Source organism: Burkholderia sp. Nafp2/4-1b (genome assembly GCF_003635165.1).
GTDB lineage: Bacteria > Pseudomonadota > Gammaproteobacteria > Burkholderiales > Burkholderiaceae > Burkholderia.
The window spans coordinates 210,455-224,961 of the sequence record NZ_ML058597.1; the positions used below are offsets into that span (position 1 = coordinate 210,455).

Here is a 14,507-nt window from a genome sequence, read left to right on the forward strand (position 1 = left end):
ACCGCTGGGCATGGAGACTGGACGGAGACGACACATGACGGTACAGGCATTCCTGGACGCACGCGACTTCCTGCTGCGCCATCGCACCGACTACGAAACCGCTTACCGCGATTTCGAATGGCCGGTGCTCGAGGCGTTCAACTGGGCGCTCGACTACTTCGACCCGATGGCGCGCGGCAACGACCAGCCCGCGCTATGGATCGTCGATGCGGCAACCGGTACGGGCGACCCGTATTCGTTCGCGCAGATGTCCGAGCGCTCGTCGCGGATCGCGAACTGGCTGCGCGGCATCGGCGTCGTGCGCGGCGACCGGATGCTGCTGATGCTGCCGAACCGTGTCGAGCTGTGGGACGCGATGCTCGCCGCGATGAAGCTCGGCGCGATCGTGCTGCCCGCCACCACGCAACTGTCGGCCGACGACGTGCGCGATCGCGTGCAGATCGGCGGCGCGACCTACGCGATCGTCGACGAAAACGAAACCGCGAAATTCGAGCAGGACGGCCTCGGCCTCAAGCAGAAGATCGTCGCCGGCGCGCCGCGCGAAGGCTGGCTCGCGATGAACGACGGCTACGCGGCGAGCGCCATATTCGAGCCGGACGCCGTCACGCACGCGAACGATCCGATGCTGCTGTACTTCACGTCGGGCACGACGTCGAAGCCGAAGCTCGTCGAGCACACGCATCGCACCTACCCGGTCGGGCACCTGTCGACGATGTACTGGGTCGGCCTGCAGCCGGGCGACATCCACTGGAACATCAGCTCGCCGGGTTGGGCGAAGCATGCGTGGAGCTGCTTCTTCGCGCCGTGGAATGCGCAGGCGTGCGTGTTCGCATTCAACTACGCGCGCTTCGAGCCGAAGGTCGTGCTCGACGCGCTCGTCAAATACCGGGTGACCACGCTGTGCGCGCCGCCGACCGTGTGGCGCATGCTCGTGCAGCAGCCGCTCGCGTCGTTCGACGTGAAGCTGCGCGAGATCGTCGGCGCGGGCGAGCCGCTGAATCCCGAGGTCATCGAGCGCGTGAAGAAGGCGTGGGGCATCACGATTCGCGACGGCTACGGCCAGACCGAGACGACCTGCCTGATCGGCAACTCGCCGGGGCAGCCGGTCGTCGCCGGCTCGATGGGCCGGCCGCTGCCCGGCTACCGGATCGCGCTGCTCGATCCGGACGGCGCGCCCGTCAGCGAAGGCGAAGTCGCGCTGCCGATCGGCGATGGCGCGACGCGCCCGGTCGGGCTGATGAAAGGCTATGCGAACAACCCCGACGCGACGGCCCACGCGATGCGCGACGGCCACTACCGCACGTCGGACATCGCGATGCGCGGCGACGACGGCTACTACGTGTACATCGGCCGCGCGGACGACGTGTTCAAGTCGTCCGACTACCGGCTGAGCCCGTTCGAACTCGAAAGCGTGCTGATCGAGCATCCGGCGATCGCGGAAGCGGCCGTCGTGCCGAGCCCGGACCCGCTGCGGCTGTCGGTGCCGAAGACTTTCATCACGCTGCGCCAGGGCTACGAGGAAAGCCCGGCGCTCGCGCTGGAGATCTTCCGCTTCTCGCGCGAGAAGCTCGCGCCGTACAAGCGCATCCGCCGGCTGCAATTCGCGGAACTGCCGAAGACCATCTCGGGGAAGATCCGCCGCGTCGAGCTGCGCCGCCGCGAGATCGAGCGCGGCGACGATGCAACCACGCGAATGCCTGGCGAATACTGGGAAGAGGATTTCGCCAGCGAACTGAAATGACCGGTCGCGGGCCGTGTGCGCCACCTTTTCCGGCGCGCGCTCCGCAGCCTGTGACTGAACCGAACCGGCCGCGCGTGGCATCACGCCACGCGGCCCACTGCAAGGAGACTGCACTGATGAACGCGAATCCGACGCCCCGTTCGGGGCAAGACGTGCCGACGGTCAAGCTGCTGATCGACGGCGCCTTCGTCGAGTCCACCACGAGCGAGTGGCGCGACATCGTCAACCCGGCGACGCAGCAGGTACTGGCGCGCGTGCCGTTCGCGACCGTTGCGGAAGTCGACGCGGCCGTGCAGGCCGCGCACGCCGCATACGCAACGTGGAAGAACACGCCGATCGCCGCGCGCATGCGCATCATGCTGAAGTTCCAGGATCTCGTGCGCGCGAACCAGCAGCGCATCGCGAAGACGCTGACCGCCGAGCAGGGCAAGACGATTCCCGACGCGGAAGGCGACATCTTCCGCGGCCTCGAAGTCGTCGAACACGCCTGCTCGATCGGCACGCTGCAGCTCGGCGAATTCGCGGAGAACGTCGCGGGCGGCGTCGACACCTACACGCTGCGCCAGCCGCTCGGCGTGTGTGCCGGCATCACGCCGTTCAACTTCCCCGCGATGATTCCGCTGTGGATGTTCCCGATGGCGATCGTGTGCGGCAACACGTTCGTGCTGAAGCCGTCGGAGCAGGATCCGCTGTCGACGATGGAGCTCGTCGAACTGGCGATCGAAGCCGGCGTGCCGAAGGGCGTGCTGAACGTCGTGCACGGCGGCAAGGAAGTCGTCGATGCGATCTGCACGCATCCGCTCGTGAAGGCGATCTCGTTCGTCGGCTCGACCGCCGTCGGCACGCACGTGTACAACCTCGGCAGCCAGCACGGCAAGCGCGTGCAGTCGATGATGGGCGCGAAGAATCACGCGGTCGTGTTGCCCGACGCGCACCGCGAGCAGGCGGTCAACGCGCTGGTTGGCGCCGGCTTCGGCGCGGCCGGCCAGCGCTGCATGGCGACGTCGGTCGTCGTGCTCGTCGGCAAGGCCCGCGAATGGCTGCCGGACATCGTCGCGAAGGCCAAGACGCTGAAGGTCAACGCCGGCTCGGAAGCCGGCACCGACGTCGGCCCGGTCGTGTCGCGCGGCGCGAAGGCGCGCATCCTGTCGCTGATCGACGCGGGCATCAAGGAAGGCGCGAAGCTCGAACTCGACGGCCGCGACGTGAAGGTCGCCGGCTTCGACGAAGGCAACTTCATCGGGCCGACGATTTTCTCCGGCGTGACGCCCGACATGACGGTCTACACGCATGAAATCTTCGGGCCCGTGCTGGTCGTGATGGAAGTCGACACGCTCGACGAAGCGATCGCGCTGGTCAACGCGAACCCGATGGGCAACGGCGTGGGCATCTTCACGCAGAGCGGCGCGGCCGCGCGCAAGTTCCAGAGCGAGATCGACGTCGGCCAGGTCGGCATCAACATCCCGATTCCGGTGCCGGTACCGTTCTTCAGCTTCACCGGTTCGCGCGGCTCCAAGCTTGGCGATCTCGGCCCGTACGGCAAGCAGGTCGTGCAGTTCTATACGCAGACGAAGACGGTCACCGCGCGCTGGTTCGACGACGACACGACGGCCGCCCCGGTGAACACGACGATCCGGCTGCATTGAGCCGAGAAGGAGACGAACATGAAGATCGGTTTTATCGGACTGGGTCACATGGGTGCGCCGATGGCGCTGAACCTGCTGAAGGCCGGCCATGACGTGCATGCGTTCGACCTGAGCGCCGATGCATTGCGCGCGTTGCAGGACGCCGGCGCGCAGGTGGCCGCGTCGCCGCGCGATGCGGCGTCGGGCGCGACGTTCGTGATCACGATGCTGCCGGCCGCACCGCACGTGCGCTCGGTGCTCGCCGGCGAGAACGGCGTGCTGGCCGGTCTCGGCGCCGGCGCGACCGTGATCGATTCGAGCACGATCGACCCGGCGAGCGCGCAGGCATTCGGCGCGCTCGTGCGCGAGCACGGCGGTGCGTTCGTCGATGCGCCGGTGTCGGGCGGCACGGGCGGCGCGGCGGCCGGCACGCTGACCTTCATGGTCGGCGGCAGCGACGCGGATTTCGAGCGCGTGAAGCCGGTGCTCGCCGGGATGGGCAAGAACATCGTCCATTGCGGCGCGACGGGCATGGGGCAGGTCGCGAAGGTCTGCAACAACCTCGTGCTGGGCATCTCGATGGCGGCCGTGTCGGAGGCGATGTCGCTCGGCGTCGCGCTCGGCATCGACCCGAAGGTGCTGGCCGGCATCGTCAACACGTCGACGGGCCGCTGCTGGAGCTCGGACACCTACAACCCGTATCCGGGCGTGATCGACACCGCGCCATCGTCGCGCGGCTACAGCGGCGGCTTCGGCACCGACCTGATGCTGAAGGATCTCGGCCTCGCGAACGACGCCGCGAAGCAGGCGCGCCAGCCCGTCTATCTCGGCGCGCTCGCGCAGCAGCTGTACCAGACGATGAGCAGCCGCGGCGACGGGCAACTCGATTTCTCGGCGGTGATCCGCCTGTACCAACCGGCCACGAAGAAGGACGCGTCATGATCGAACTGGACTACGTCGACGACGGCGAGATCGCGTGCGCGACGCTCAAGCGTCCGCCCGCGAACGCCTTTACCGCCGACGGGCTGCAGCAGCTGCAGGAAATCGTTGCTGCCCTGAACGCGAACCCGCGCGTGCGCGCGCTGGTGATCACCGGCGACGGCCCGAAGTTCTTCAGCGCGGGCGCCGATCTCAACACGTTCGCCGACGGCGACCGCGCGGTCGCGCGTGCGATGGCCGCGCGCTTCGGTGCGGCATTCGAGGCGCTGCATGATGCACGCGTCGTGACGATCGCGGCGATCAACGGCTATGCGATGGGCGGCGGGCTCGAATGCGCGCTCGCGTGCGACCTGCGGATCGCCGAGACGCACGCGCAGATGGCGCTGCCCGAGCCGTCGGTCGGCCTGCTGCCGTGCGGGCTCGGCACGCAGACGCTGCCCTGGCTCGTCGGCGAAGGCTGGGCGAAGAAGATCATCCTGGCCGGCACGCGTGTCGATGCCGCTACCGCGCTGCGAATCGGCCTCGTCGAGGACGTGGTCGAAAGCGGCAAAGCACGCGATGCGGCGCTGGCGCTCGCGCGCAACGTCGCGCGGCAGAGCCCGCACGCGGTTGCGTACAGCAAGGAGCTGATCGGCCTCGCGCGCCGCGGCGTGCCGCGCAGCGCGGCGCTCGCGGTCGAGCGCGAGCGTTTCGTCGACCTGTTCGACACGAACGATCCGCGCGAAGGCGTGGCCGCGTTTCTTGGCAAGCGCGCGCCGCAATGGCACACCGACGGGGAGTCGCAACGATGAGCACGCCTGCCATGACTCAAGACAGCTTCGCGCAACCGGCACCGGAGGTGCTGTTCCGCGTCGTCAACCGCGTCGCGCTCATTACGCTGAACCGGCCGGCCGCGCTCAACGCGTTGTCGTATCCGATGATCGGCGAGCTGGCCGCGCTCCTCGAGCGCTGCCGCACCGATGACCAGATCGTTGCCGTCGTGTTGCGCGGCGCGGGCGAGAAGGGTTTCTGCGCGGGCGGCGACGTGCGCGCGCTTTACAAGATGGTCGCGCAGCGCGAGACGTGGCTGCCGTTCTTCGTCGACGAATACCGGCTCGACTACGCGATCCATACGTTTCCGAAACCGGTCGTCGCGCTGATGGACGGCGTGACGATGGGCGGCGGGATGGGGCTCGCGCAAGGTTCGGCGCTGCGCGTCGCGACCGAGCGCAGCAAGATCGCGATGCCCGAGACGCGCATCGGCCTCGTGCCCGACGTCGGCGCGACGCATTTCCTGTCGCGCATGCCGGTCGAACTCGAGCTGTACATCGGGCTGACGGGCGCCATGCTGTCGGGCGCCGACGCGCTGAGCGCGAAGCTCGCGGACCTGTGCGTGCCGTCGTCGTGGCTCGATACGTTCGAGACGCGCATCGAGAGCGTCAAGTGGGACGGCGACGTGCTGCCGGCGCTGCGCAAGGTGTTCGAGCCGCCGTGCAACGTCGTGCCGCATGCGGCGCTCGACACGCAGATGGCGTGGATCGTCCGGCACTTCGACAAGCGCTCGACCGTCGAGCGGATCGTCGCGACGCTGAAGCAGGAGCTCGCGCGCGACGAGCTGTCGCGCGAGCATCGCCAGTGGCTGCAGGCCACGCTCGATGCGCTTGCCGGCCATTCGCCGACGATGCTGTGCGTGACGCGCGAAGCGCTGTTGCGCGGCCGCCAGATGACGCTCGCCGAGTCGTTCCGGATGGAGCTCGGCATCGTCGCGCGTGCGATCGAGGAGGGCGATTTCTGCGAAGGCGTGCGCGCGCATCTCGTCGACAAGGATCGCAAGCCGCGCTGGGCACCGGCGTCGCTCGTCGAACTGCGCGCCGAGCGCGTGCGGCATTTCCTGACGTCACCGTGGAAGCTGTTCGCGCATCCGCTCGCCGATCTCGGCGCGGCGTGACGTGACGTGCAGTGATGTGATGTGATGTGATGTGATGATCCGGCGCGCCCGTGCGGCGCGTCGGTTTCAACCTGCTTTCTTGATGCTTGCGTGCTCCGGACGCTCGATCATCGGCGGCACCGCCTGTACGAGCGCATCGATCACGCAGCGCGTCTTGCGCGGCAGGTAGCGCGTTTTCGGCCAGATCGCGTGAATGTCGCCTTCGCAGACGAAGCAGCGGTCGAGCACGACCACCATCTCGCCGCGCTTCACGTACTGATCGAGCAGCCAGCTCGGCAGCCACGCGATGCCGAACCCCGATGCGCCTGCCGCGGCGATCGCCTGCACGTCGTCGAAACTGAGCTGGTGCGGCATGTCGATGTGAACCGCCGAGCCGTCCGGCGCACGCAGGTACCACGGCTGCACGACGCCCGAGCGTGAATACGCGATCGTGCGGTGGTTTTTCAGATCGTCGAGCGATTGCGGTATGCCGTAGCGCGCGAGATACGACGGCGCCGCGCCGAGACTCCCGTATTGCGTGCCGAGCCGGCGCACGGCGAGGCTCGTGCTGTCCGCGAGCGTGCCGATCCGCACCGCGAGATCGATTCCTTCTTCAACCAGATCGACGAACCGGTCGGTGATCGACACGTCGATTCGCAGATGCGGATAGGTGCGCGCGAGATCGAGCACGATCGGCGTCACGCAGTGATGCCCGAACGCGAGCGGCACGCTGAGCCGCAGCTTGCCGCGCGCTTCGTTGCGGCCGCAATCGAGATCGGCTTCGGCCGCTTCGAGTTCCGACAACGCGCGCACGCAGCGGTCGTAATACGCCTGACCGTCGTCGGTCAGGCTCTGGCTGCGTGTCGTGCGCTGCAGCAGCCGCGCGCCCAGGCGCTTCTCGAGCCGCGCGATCGCCTTGCCGACCGCCGAGCGCGTCATGTCGAGCCGTTCCGCGGCGAGCGCGAAGCTGCCGGATTCCACTACCTGGACGAAGGTCGTCACGCCGTCGAGTCTGTCGGTCATAGCGGTTTGTGCGGATTGTGTCCTGGGATTCCCCAGTCTGGAGACGGCGGTGCGTCAATGGGGACGGAAGTTCTCACTATAGTACCGATTCCCGCCTAGCGCGCATCGCCGGCCTGCCGGCCGCACGCGGCGCATCACACTCATCAGGAGGCGCGCGGCCCGCGCGCAATACACATGACGCTATCGGACTCCCGCAGGAATGCGGTCGCGCTCGCGGCCGTCTGTCTCACGTCGCTGCTGTTCGGCCTCGAGATCTCGAGCGTGCCGGTGATCCTGCCGACGCTCGAACACGTGCTGCATGGCGACTTCAACGGCATGCAGTGGATCATGAACGCGTACACGATCGCGTGCACGACGGTGCTGATGGCCGCCGGCACGCTCGCCGACCGGTTCGGCCGCAAGCGCGTGTACGTGATCGGCACCGTGCTGTTCGGCGCGACGTCGTTGCTGTGCGGGCTCGCGCCGAACGTGCCGGTGCTGGTCGCCGGCCGGCTGCTGCAGGGCGCGAGCGGCGGCGCGATGCTGATCTGCCAGATCGCGGTGCTGTCGCACCAGTTCCGCGAAGGGCGCGAGCGCGGCCGTGCGTTCGGGATCTGGGGCATCGTGTTCGGGATCGGTCTTGGCTTCGGACCGATCGTCGGCGGTGCGATCGTTGCGCTCGCGAGCTGGCCGTGGGTGTTCCTCGTTCACGCGCCGCTCGCGGCCGTCGCGCTCGTGCTGATCGGCGGCGCGGTGCAGGAGTCGCGCGATCCGCATGCGGGCTCGCTCGACGTCGCGGGCATCGTCACGCTGTCGCTCGCGGTGCTCGGCTTCGCGTTCTACATCACGCAGAGCGCGGAGCTGGGGCTCACGAGCGCGGCCGGCTTGGGCGTGCTCGGCGCGACCGTGCTCGCACTCGCCGGCTTCTTCGTTGCGGAACGCACGAGCGCGCGGCCGATGTTCGACTTCTCCGTGTTCCGGATTCGCGCGTTCACCGGCGCGATCTTCGGCTCGATGGGGATGAACTTCAGCTTCTGGCCGTTCATGATCTACCTGCCGATCTGGTTCCAGGTCGCGCTCGGTTACGACAGCGTGACGGCCGGCCTCGCGCTGCTCGCGTACACGCTGCCGACGCTCGTCGCGCCGCCGTTCGGCGAGCGGCTCGCGCTGCGCTACGGGCCCGGCGTCGTGATTCCGGGCGGCCTATTTACGATCGCCGCAGGATTCGCGCTGATGCGGATCGGCAGCGGCATCGAGCATGCGAGCTGGATCACGATGCTGCCGGGCTGCGTCGTCGCCGGCATCGGGCTCGGGCTCACCAACACACCGGTCACGAACACGACCACGGGCGCGGTGCCGAGTTCGCGCGCCGGGATGGCGTCGGGCATCGACATGAGCGCGCGGATGATCTCGCTCGCGCTGAACATCGCGACGATGGGTTTCGTGCTGGTCGCGGGAATCGTCGCGAGCCTGAAGGGCGGTGTTGCGGGTGCGATCGATGCGGGGACGCTGCGCACGCTCGCGCAGCAGATCGCGTCGGGTCGCACCGACGGGCTGCAGGCGATCGCACCGGCGCTTGCGCAAGCGGATCCGACCGGCGCGGCGCTGCACGCGGCACTCGTGCAGGGGTTCGGCTGGGTGATGGTCTATGGCGCGGCCGGCGTGGCCGTGCTTGCAACCGCGAGTGCGGTGGCGTTTGCGCCGGCGCGGCGCCGGGCGACGGTGTGCGAGTGATGGAGCGGGTCGGAGTGCCGCTTCCGCGCGGACGATTTCCGGCGACGCATAGCGCCCGGCGGCTTGCCGAGCAGCCGCGTTGCGCAATGAACGAAAGGGGCAGTCATTCCCGTGATGCCTGGATCACGAAGAGCGCGACCGGGACCAGCTTCGCGCCGTCAAGGGCAAGCTCGCCGTCGTCGGTGACGGTGATCGGCGTCGACTGCATCGCGAGATTCAAGCCTGCGATCGCCATCGTCACGTGCCGCGCGTAGATCGTGTACGGTCGCTCGAGCAGTTGCGCGGTCATCCCGGATGGCACGTCGAAACCTTGTGTGGAATAGCGCATTCCGCCGATCCGGCCTTCGAGTGCGAGACCGTCCTGCGCGTCGGCGAATCCGTCGACGGCCGCAGCCAGCCGGTCGCCCGTCGTAGCGCCGCCCGGCAGCACGACGCGGTAGTGGCCTGCGACATGGCCGCCTACGGCCCGGAATCCGGCAAACGTCCAGCGCAGCGATGTCCGGTAGCTGGACGACAGCGCTGAACGCAATGTGTCCGGGAGGGTGAGGACGAAGTGGACGGGCCGACCGAGCACGATCAGCTTGGTCCGGTCTTCCGTGATCATGAAACCGGATACCGCTTCGTCGTATGGCTGTTCCCGGATCATCTCCGTCTCGAGTAACCGATCCAACGGATCCTCGTGAGACTGTGGTTCAGCGCGGGACTGCGGCGTGTGGCAGCCCGACAGCGACACGAAACCCGCGGCCAAAGCGGCGGCGAGCCAGTATCGGCATGCGATCGATGTGGTCATTGATTTGTCCCGTCTCGTGCGGTTCACTTTATGGCGCCCTCGTTGCTGGATTCTGGCGTATCCACTGCGCGTTGTCGAATGGGAAATCCTCCGCGGCGCGGCCGAGCGCAAGTTGCTCGCACCGGTTCGTGATCCTGCGGTAACAAGCGCGGCACTACGAATTCCTTCGTGCACCTTCATATTCATGCCACGTTGCGTCGGCAACAATCGCGGGCAGACATTCGACAATCTTGCGGCGCATCCCGCGACCGCAAGCCTTTTCCGAGGAAACGCCATGCTCAAGACGCTCGCCCGCGCCGCGGCCGTACTCGCCGTCGCATCCGCCTCGCTGCCCGCCGGCGCACAGACCAGCTACGACTACCTGTTGCTCGCCGCGTCGTGGGAACCCGGCTTCTGCGCGTCGCACGACACGCCGGAGTGCACGAACCTCGCCGGCACGTACGCGGCGACGAGCCTGTCGCTGCACGGCCTGTGGCCGGACAAGTACGACGGCAACCAGCCGTTCTACTGCGGGGTGCCGCAGAGCGACGTCGATCTCGACAACGCGCACCAGTGGTGCAGCATGGACGCGTATCCGATCAGCACGTCGACCCGCAACACGCTGTCGACGTACATGCCGGGCGTGGCGTCGTGTCTCGACAAGCACGAATGGTTCAAGCACGGCACGTGCTCGAACTCGGCGTCGCCGGATACGTACTGGAACGACGCGACCGGCATGATCAGCCGGCTCGGCAACACGTCGTTCAACGCGTTCCTGCAGGCGAACGCGGGCAAGACGGTCACGCGTAACCAGTTGCTGTCGGCGTTCGAGGGCGCGTTCGGCAGCAATACGCGCAGCGCCGTGTCGCTGAAGTGCACGAAGACCAACGGCGTCAGCTATTTCACCGAAGCGTGGATCGCGGTGAAGACGAGCGCGACCGCGCAGTTCCCGAGCGCGGCATCGGTCGTGACGGACGGGAATACGCAGGGGACGTGTCCGACGTCGGGCGTGTTCATCGCGAAGTAACGCGCGAACTCGTGCGGTATGCGCCGGCCGGAAGCGTTCCGGCCGGCGTTGCCATGGGGCTGCGCGGACGTGATGCGGACGTTGCGCGGCTACGCGAGCAACCGCAGTGCGTCGGCGAGCGACAGCACCGTCGTGCGCGTCTCGAACGCCGTTGCGAACAGATGTTCGTGCACGACCTGATCCGGGTCGTAGCAGCAGTCCTTCACCGTGTACAGCCGGAAATCCGCATCGCTTGCGTGCGCAACCGACGACAGCACCACGCCGGTCGACGCAATCCCGACCAGGATCAGCGTATCGATACCGCGGGCAATCAGCCGCGCCTGCAGGTCGGTGCGGAAGAACACGCTGGCGCGATGCGCGATAGTCAGCGGCTCGCTGTCGAGCCGGCCGAGCTCCGGGCACGGGCCGTCGTCGACGAACAGGCCGAGCTGCTTGATCCCTTGCCCGTTCTTGTTGCGCGGGCTCACTTCCGGATAGCCGGGGCTGAAGTGCAGATTCGCGAAACAGACGTGGACGCCGCTGGCTCGCGCCGCGTCGCACAGCTTGCGCGTGTTGGCGAGCAGCGCAGGGGCGACCGACGGGAAGAGGCCGAGGATGTCGGTCTGGTAGTGCATCACGATCAGCGCCGTTTGCGCCGGCACGATCGGGGGAATCGGCGCGGGCGTGCGGCTGTCCGCGCCTGCGTGGTGAGTCGTTGCGAGATCTGAAGCGTGATCCGGATGCATGACTGATGCTCTCCCATGAGTCACTTCGGTATTTTCAGGAAATCGACTGCGCCGCGTGCGGCGTCAATCATTCGAATTTACAGCTACGGGGCCATATCGCGTCGGCCCCCGCATCGCCCCCAAGCGGACCGCCGAGCGACACAGTTACAAGATAACCATTGACTCCGCGCTTCCTGGCCGTTAGTGTGTAGGTCGAAGTCCAAGAAGTCCGATTGCTGTTCATCAATTGCTCGCTCCCCCAAGCGGTATTCGTTGTCCTCTCCCTCCTTGACGCTTCAAGCGCTCTCTTCATCAGAGCAAATTTTCCTATTTTTTTCTTCAAGGATTCATCATGGATACCGGTATCGTTAAGTGGTTCAACGACAGCAAAGGCTTTGGCTTCATCACCCCGGACAACGGCGGCGACGATCTTTTCGCGCACTTCTCGGAAATCCGTGCCGACGGCTTCAAGACGCTCGCTGAAAACCAGAAAGTGAGCTTCGAAACGAAGCAAGGCCCGAAGGGTCTGCAAGCGGCCAACATCAAGCCGCTGTAAGTCAAGTTTGAAGGGCCCGGCCTCCCAATACGGACGCCGGGTCGCAGCGACACCCTCACGGAGCGTAGTCTCCTAAAGTTGGCGCGATCCCCGCTGGCTGCATCGGTTTATTCCGCAGCTTGCCGCGCGCCACATGCCTCGTTGCACTTCAATCTCCCCTCCGGCAGCAACGCCTTTTCGCGCTTTCCGACTGCTTCAGATTCAGCTCGCAATGGCTTTGAATCGGTGCACATCGTGCACGGCACGCGCGCACTCGAACATCATTAAAATTAAAATGCAAATGCAACACAACCGAATTCAACAGTACAACGGCTATGCCGTCCAACCCTCGGCGCATCGCTTGCCCGACGGTAGTTTTTCATCCAACCTGCTGCTCGAACGCATCGATAGCGCACGCGCGGAAGGCCGCTACCAGTTCTATTCGCTCGATTACTTCCGCAGCGAACGACAGGCGCTGCAGCACTCGGCACGCTGGGCGCGCAACTGGATCGACACGCGCGGTTAAACGCGACGTCCGGCAGCGTAGTCTTGCGCGAGCGCCATTGCGCTCGTGCTTTCCTTTCGATGGTCCGGTGCTGACGATCGACCGAGGTCGGTGAGGTGAAGGCCTGCCGCGTTGCGCCTCATGAGGCGCGCGAGGCTTCATTCACCGCGTCAGAAAATCGACCGCTCGGTATACGTCGTCAACCACTCCAGCGCCAGCGTCCCCGCCAACGAGTTCCCGTTCGCGTCGAGCCCCGGCGCCCACACGCACACGGCCATTTCGCCCGGCAGCACCGCGACGATCCCGCCGCCGACACCGCTCTTGGCGGGCAATCCCACGCGATAAACGAAGTCGCCCGCCGCGTCATAAGTGCCGCAGGTCAGCATCAGTGCCGAGAGCCGCTTCGCCGAGCTTGCATCGACGATCCGCTCGCCGGTAACGGGCGCGACACCACCATTTGCAAGAAACAGCGCGGCTTGCGCGAGCTCGACGCAGTTCATCTCGATCGCGCACTGCCGGCAGTACGCGTCCACCACGGTATCGGGCGGCATCTGCATGTTGCCGAAGCTCGCCATGAAATGCGCCATCGCGCGGTTGCGTTCCGCGTGCTGCAGCTCCGACTGCGCCACGCGCGAATCGTAGTCGAGCTCGGTCGAGCCGATCAGCCGCCGCACGAATTCGACGAGCGCGGTTTCCGCTTTGACGAAACGCCGGCACAGCACGTCGGTGACGACCAGCGCGCCGGCATTGATGAACGGGTTGCGCGGCTTGCCGCGTTCGCTTTCGAGCTGCACCAGCGAATTGAACGCGGTGCCCGACGGCTCGCGGCCGACCCGCTCCCAAAGCGCATCGCCGAGCATCTGGAAGGCCAGCGTGCACGCGAACAGCTTCGAGATGCTCTGGATCGAAAAGCGCTCGCGCGCGTCGCCGACCGTGTAAACGTTTCCGTCGAGCGTCACGACGGCCATCCCGAACTTGTCGGCGGGCACTTTCGCGAGCTCGGGAATGTAGTCGGCGACGCGTCCCTGGCCGATCCAGGGGGCGAGTTCGGTATGAATGCGTTCGAGGATCGGCTGGTAGTTCATTGCGTGCGAGGCAGGGCGGGCGCGCGGCCCGGATTTCGGAGAGCCCGTATGGAACCGTTTCGGCGCCGGTTCGTCAAGCGCGACATCAATCGCGCCCTTATTTCTCAAGTCGCCAAACGGGCAATCGGCGGGCGCAGTATCATGCGGTACGTTTCGGCCGCTGGCCGGCAGCCGGCGCAAGCCGCCGCCGCCGCGGTCTCCTCGTCCGATCCGACCGTTACCCATGTCTTTTCGCATCCTGCTCGTCGAAGACGACACCCGCTTGTCCACGCTGATCGCCGGCTACCTGCGCAAGAACGACTATGAAGTCGACACTGTGCTGCACGGTGACGCCGCCGTGCCGGCGATCCTGTCCACGCGCCCGGATCTCGTCATTCTCGACGTGAACCTGCCGGGCAAGGACGGCTTCGAGATCTGCCGCGAGGCGCGCAAGGAGTACGACGGCGTGATCATCATGGTGACGGCGCGCGACGAGCCGTTCGACGAGCTGCTCGGCCTCGAGTTCGGCGCCGACGACTACGTGCACAAGCCGGTCGAGCCGCGCATCCTGCTTGCACGAATCAAGGCGCAGCTGCGCCGCGTCCCCGCGCGCACGGCCGAAGGTGCCGCGCCGCAGCCGGAGCGCTACACGTTCGGCCAGTTCTCGATCGATCGCACCGACCGCTCGGTGGTGCTGCCCGGCGGCGCCTCGCCCGACCTCACGTCGGCCGAGTTCGACCTGCTGTGGGTGCTGGTGTGCCATGCCGGGGAAGTCGTCAGCCGCGACGACCTGATGCTGCAACTGCGCGGCGTCGAGTTCGACGGCCTCGACCGCACGATCGACGGACGCATCTCGAAGCTGCGCCGCAAGCTGCACGACGATGCGGGCAACCCGCAACGGATCAAGACGATCCGCAGCAAGGGTTACCAGTTCAGCAAACATGCGTGGGAATGAC

Annotated in this window: 14 protein-coding genes; 10 read left to right on the top strand and 4 right to left on the bottom strand. The window is 66.7% G+C overall.

The window, feature by feature from the left end:
* Positions 1-34 precede the first annotated feature (34 nt).
* From C7H84_RS01005 to C7H84_RS01025, 5 genes are all read left to right on the top strand, one after another.
* Positions 35-1,741: an AMP-binding protein gene (locus tag C7H84_RS01005; protein WP_121856990.1), complete on the top strand. Its 1,707-nt coding sequence runs from the start codon at positions 35-37 to the stop codon at positions 1,739-1,741.
* A gap of 116 nt (positions 1,742-1,857) precedes the next feature.
* Complete coding sequence (locus tag C7H84_RS01010) at positions 1,858-3,387, top strand: CoA-acylating methylmalonate-semialdehyde dehydrogenase (RefSeq protein WP_121856991.1); 1,530 nt, start codon at positions 1,858-1,860, stop codon at positions 3,385-3,387.
* A gap of 18 nt (positions 3,388-3,405) precedes the next feature.
* Positions 3,406-4,308: a 3-hydroxyisobutyrate dehydrogenase gene (gene mmsB / locus C7H84_RS01015; RefSeq protein ID WP_121856992.1), complete on the top strand. Its 903-nt coding sequence runs from the start codon at positions 3,406-3,408 to the stop codon at positions 4,306-4,308.
* Positions 4,305-5,096: an enoyl-CoA hydratase gene (locus C7H84_RS01020; protein ID WP_121856993.1), complete on the top strand. Its 792-nt coding sequence runs from the start codon at positions 4,305-4,307 to the stop codon at positions 5,094-5,096. The genes mmsB and C7H84_RS01020 overlap by 4 nt, the downstream gene beginning before the upstream one ends.
* Positions 5,093-6,232, top strand: coding sequence for an enoyl-CoA hydratase/isomerase family protein (locus tag C7H84_RS01025; RefSeq protein WP_121856994.1), 1,140 nt, complete (start codon positions 5,093-5,095; stop codon positions 6,230-6,232). Before C7H84_RS01020 ends, C7H84_RS01025 begins: the two co-directional genes overlap by 4 nt.
* 66 nt (positions 6,233-6,298) lie before the next feature.
* On the opposite strand, the gene C7H84_RS01030 is transcribed toward C7H84_RS01025, so the two are convergent.
* Positions 6,299-7,234: a LysR family transcriptional regulator gene (locus C7H84_RS01030; RefSeq protein WP_121856995.1), complete on the bottom strand. Its 936-nt coding sequence runs from the start codon at positions 7,232-7,234 to the stop codon at positions 6,299-6,301.
* A 174-nt stretch (positions 7,235-7,408) separates the two neighbouring features.
* On the opposite strand from C7H84_RS01030, the gene C7H84_RS01035 reads away from it, so the two are divergent.
* A complete protein-coding gene (locus tag C7H84_RS01035) occupies positions 7,409-8,947 on the top strand; it encodes an MFS transporter (protein WP_121856996.1) in 1,539 nt (512 codons plus the stop codon).
* 103 nt (positions 8,948-9,050) lie between these two features.
* Here the strand turns inward: C7H84_RS01035 and C7H84_RS01040 are convergent, their stop codons facing one another.
* Positions 9,051-9,737: a hypothetical protein gene (locus C7H84_RS01040; RefSeq protein WP_162999182.1), complete on the bottom strand. Its 687-nt coding sequence runs from the start codon at positions 9,735-9,737 to the stop codon at positions 9,051-9,053.
* Positions 9,738-10,011: 274 nt separating this feature from the next.
* Here C7H84_RS01040 and C7H84_RS01045 point away from each other — a divergent pair, with 274 nt between their 5' ends.
* Positions 10,012-10,743: a ribonuclease T2 gene (locus C7H84_RS01045; RefSeq protein WP_121856998.1), complete on the top strand. Its 732-nt coding sequence runs from the start codon at positions 10,012-10,014 to the stop codon at positions 10,741-10,743.
* An 89-nt stretch (positions 10,744-10,832) separates the two neighbouring features.
* On the opposite strand, the gene C7H84_RS01050 is transcribed toward C7H84_RS01045, so the two are convergent.
* Positions 10,833-11,468 carry an isochorismatase family cysteine hydrolase gene (locus tag C7H84_RS01050; protein WP_121856999.1) on the bottom strand — a complete coding sequence of 212 codons (636 nt, stop codon included), beginning with the start codon at positions 11,466-11,468 and terminating at the stop codon, positions 10,833-10,835.
* Positions 11,469-11,799: 331 nt separating this feature from the next.
* Here C7H84_RS01050 and C7H84_RS01055 point away from each other — a divergent pair, with 331 nt between their 5' ends.
* Both C7H84_RS01055 and C7H84_RS01060 read left to right on the top strand, forming a co-directional pair.
* Entirely contained in the window at positions 11,800-12,003 is a 204-nt protein-coding gene (locus C7H84_RS01055; protein WP_006485974.1) for a cold-shock protein, read from the top strand.
* Between the two features lie 280 nt (positions 12,004-12,283).
* A complete protein-coding gene (locus tag C7H84_RS01060) occupies positions 12,284-12,508 on the top strand; it encodes a hypothetical protein (protein ID WP_121857000.1) in 225 nt (74 codons plus the stop codon).
* Positions 12,509-12,657: 149 nt separating this feature from the next.
* Here C7H84_RS01060 and C7H84_RS01065 read toward each other — a convergent pair whose 3' ends face one another.
* Positions 12,658-13,572 carry a glutaminase gene (locus tag C7H84_RS01065; RefSeq protein ID WP_121857001.1) on the bottom strand — a complete coding sequence of 305 codons (915 nt, stop codon included), beginning with the start codon at positions 13,570-13,572 and terminating at the stop codon, positions 12,658-12,660.
* Between the two features lie 223 nt (positions 13,573-13,795).
* Between C7H84_RS01065 and C7H84_RS01070 the strand changes: the two genes are divergently transcribed.
* A complete protein-coding gene (locus tag C7H84_RS01070; RefSeq protein WP_121857002.1) occupies positions 13,796-14,506 on the top strand; it encodes a response regulator in 711 nt (236 codons plus the stop codon).
* Position 14,507 lies beyond the last annotated feature (1 nt).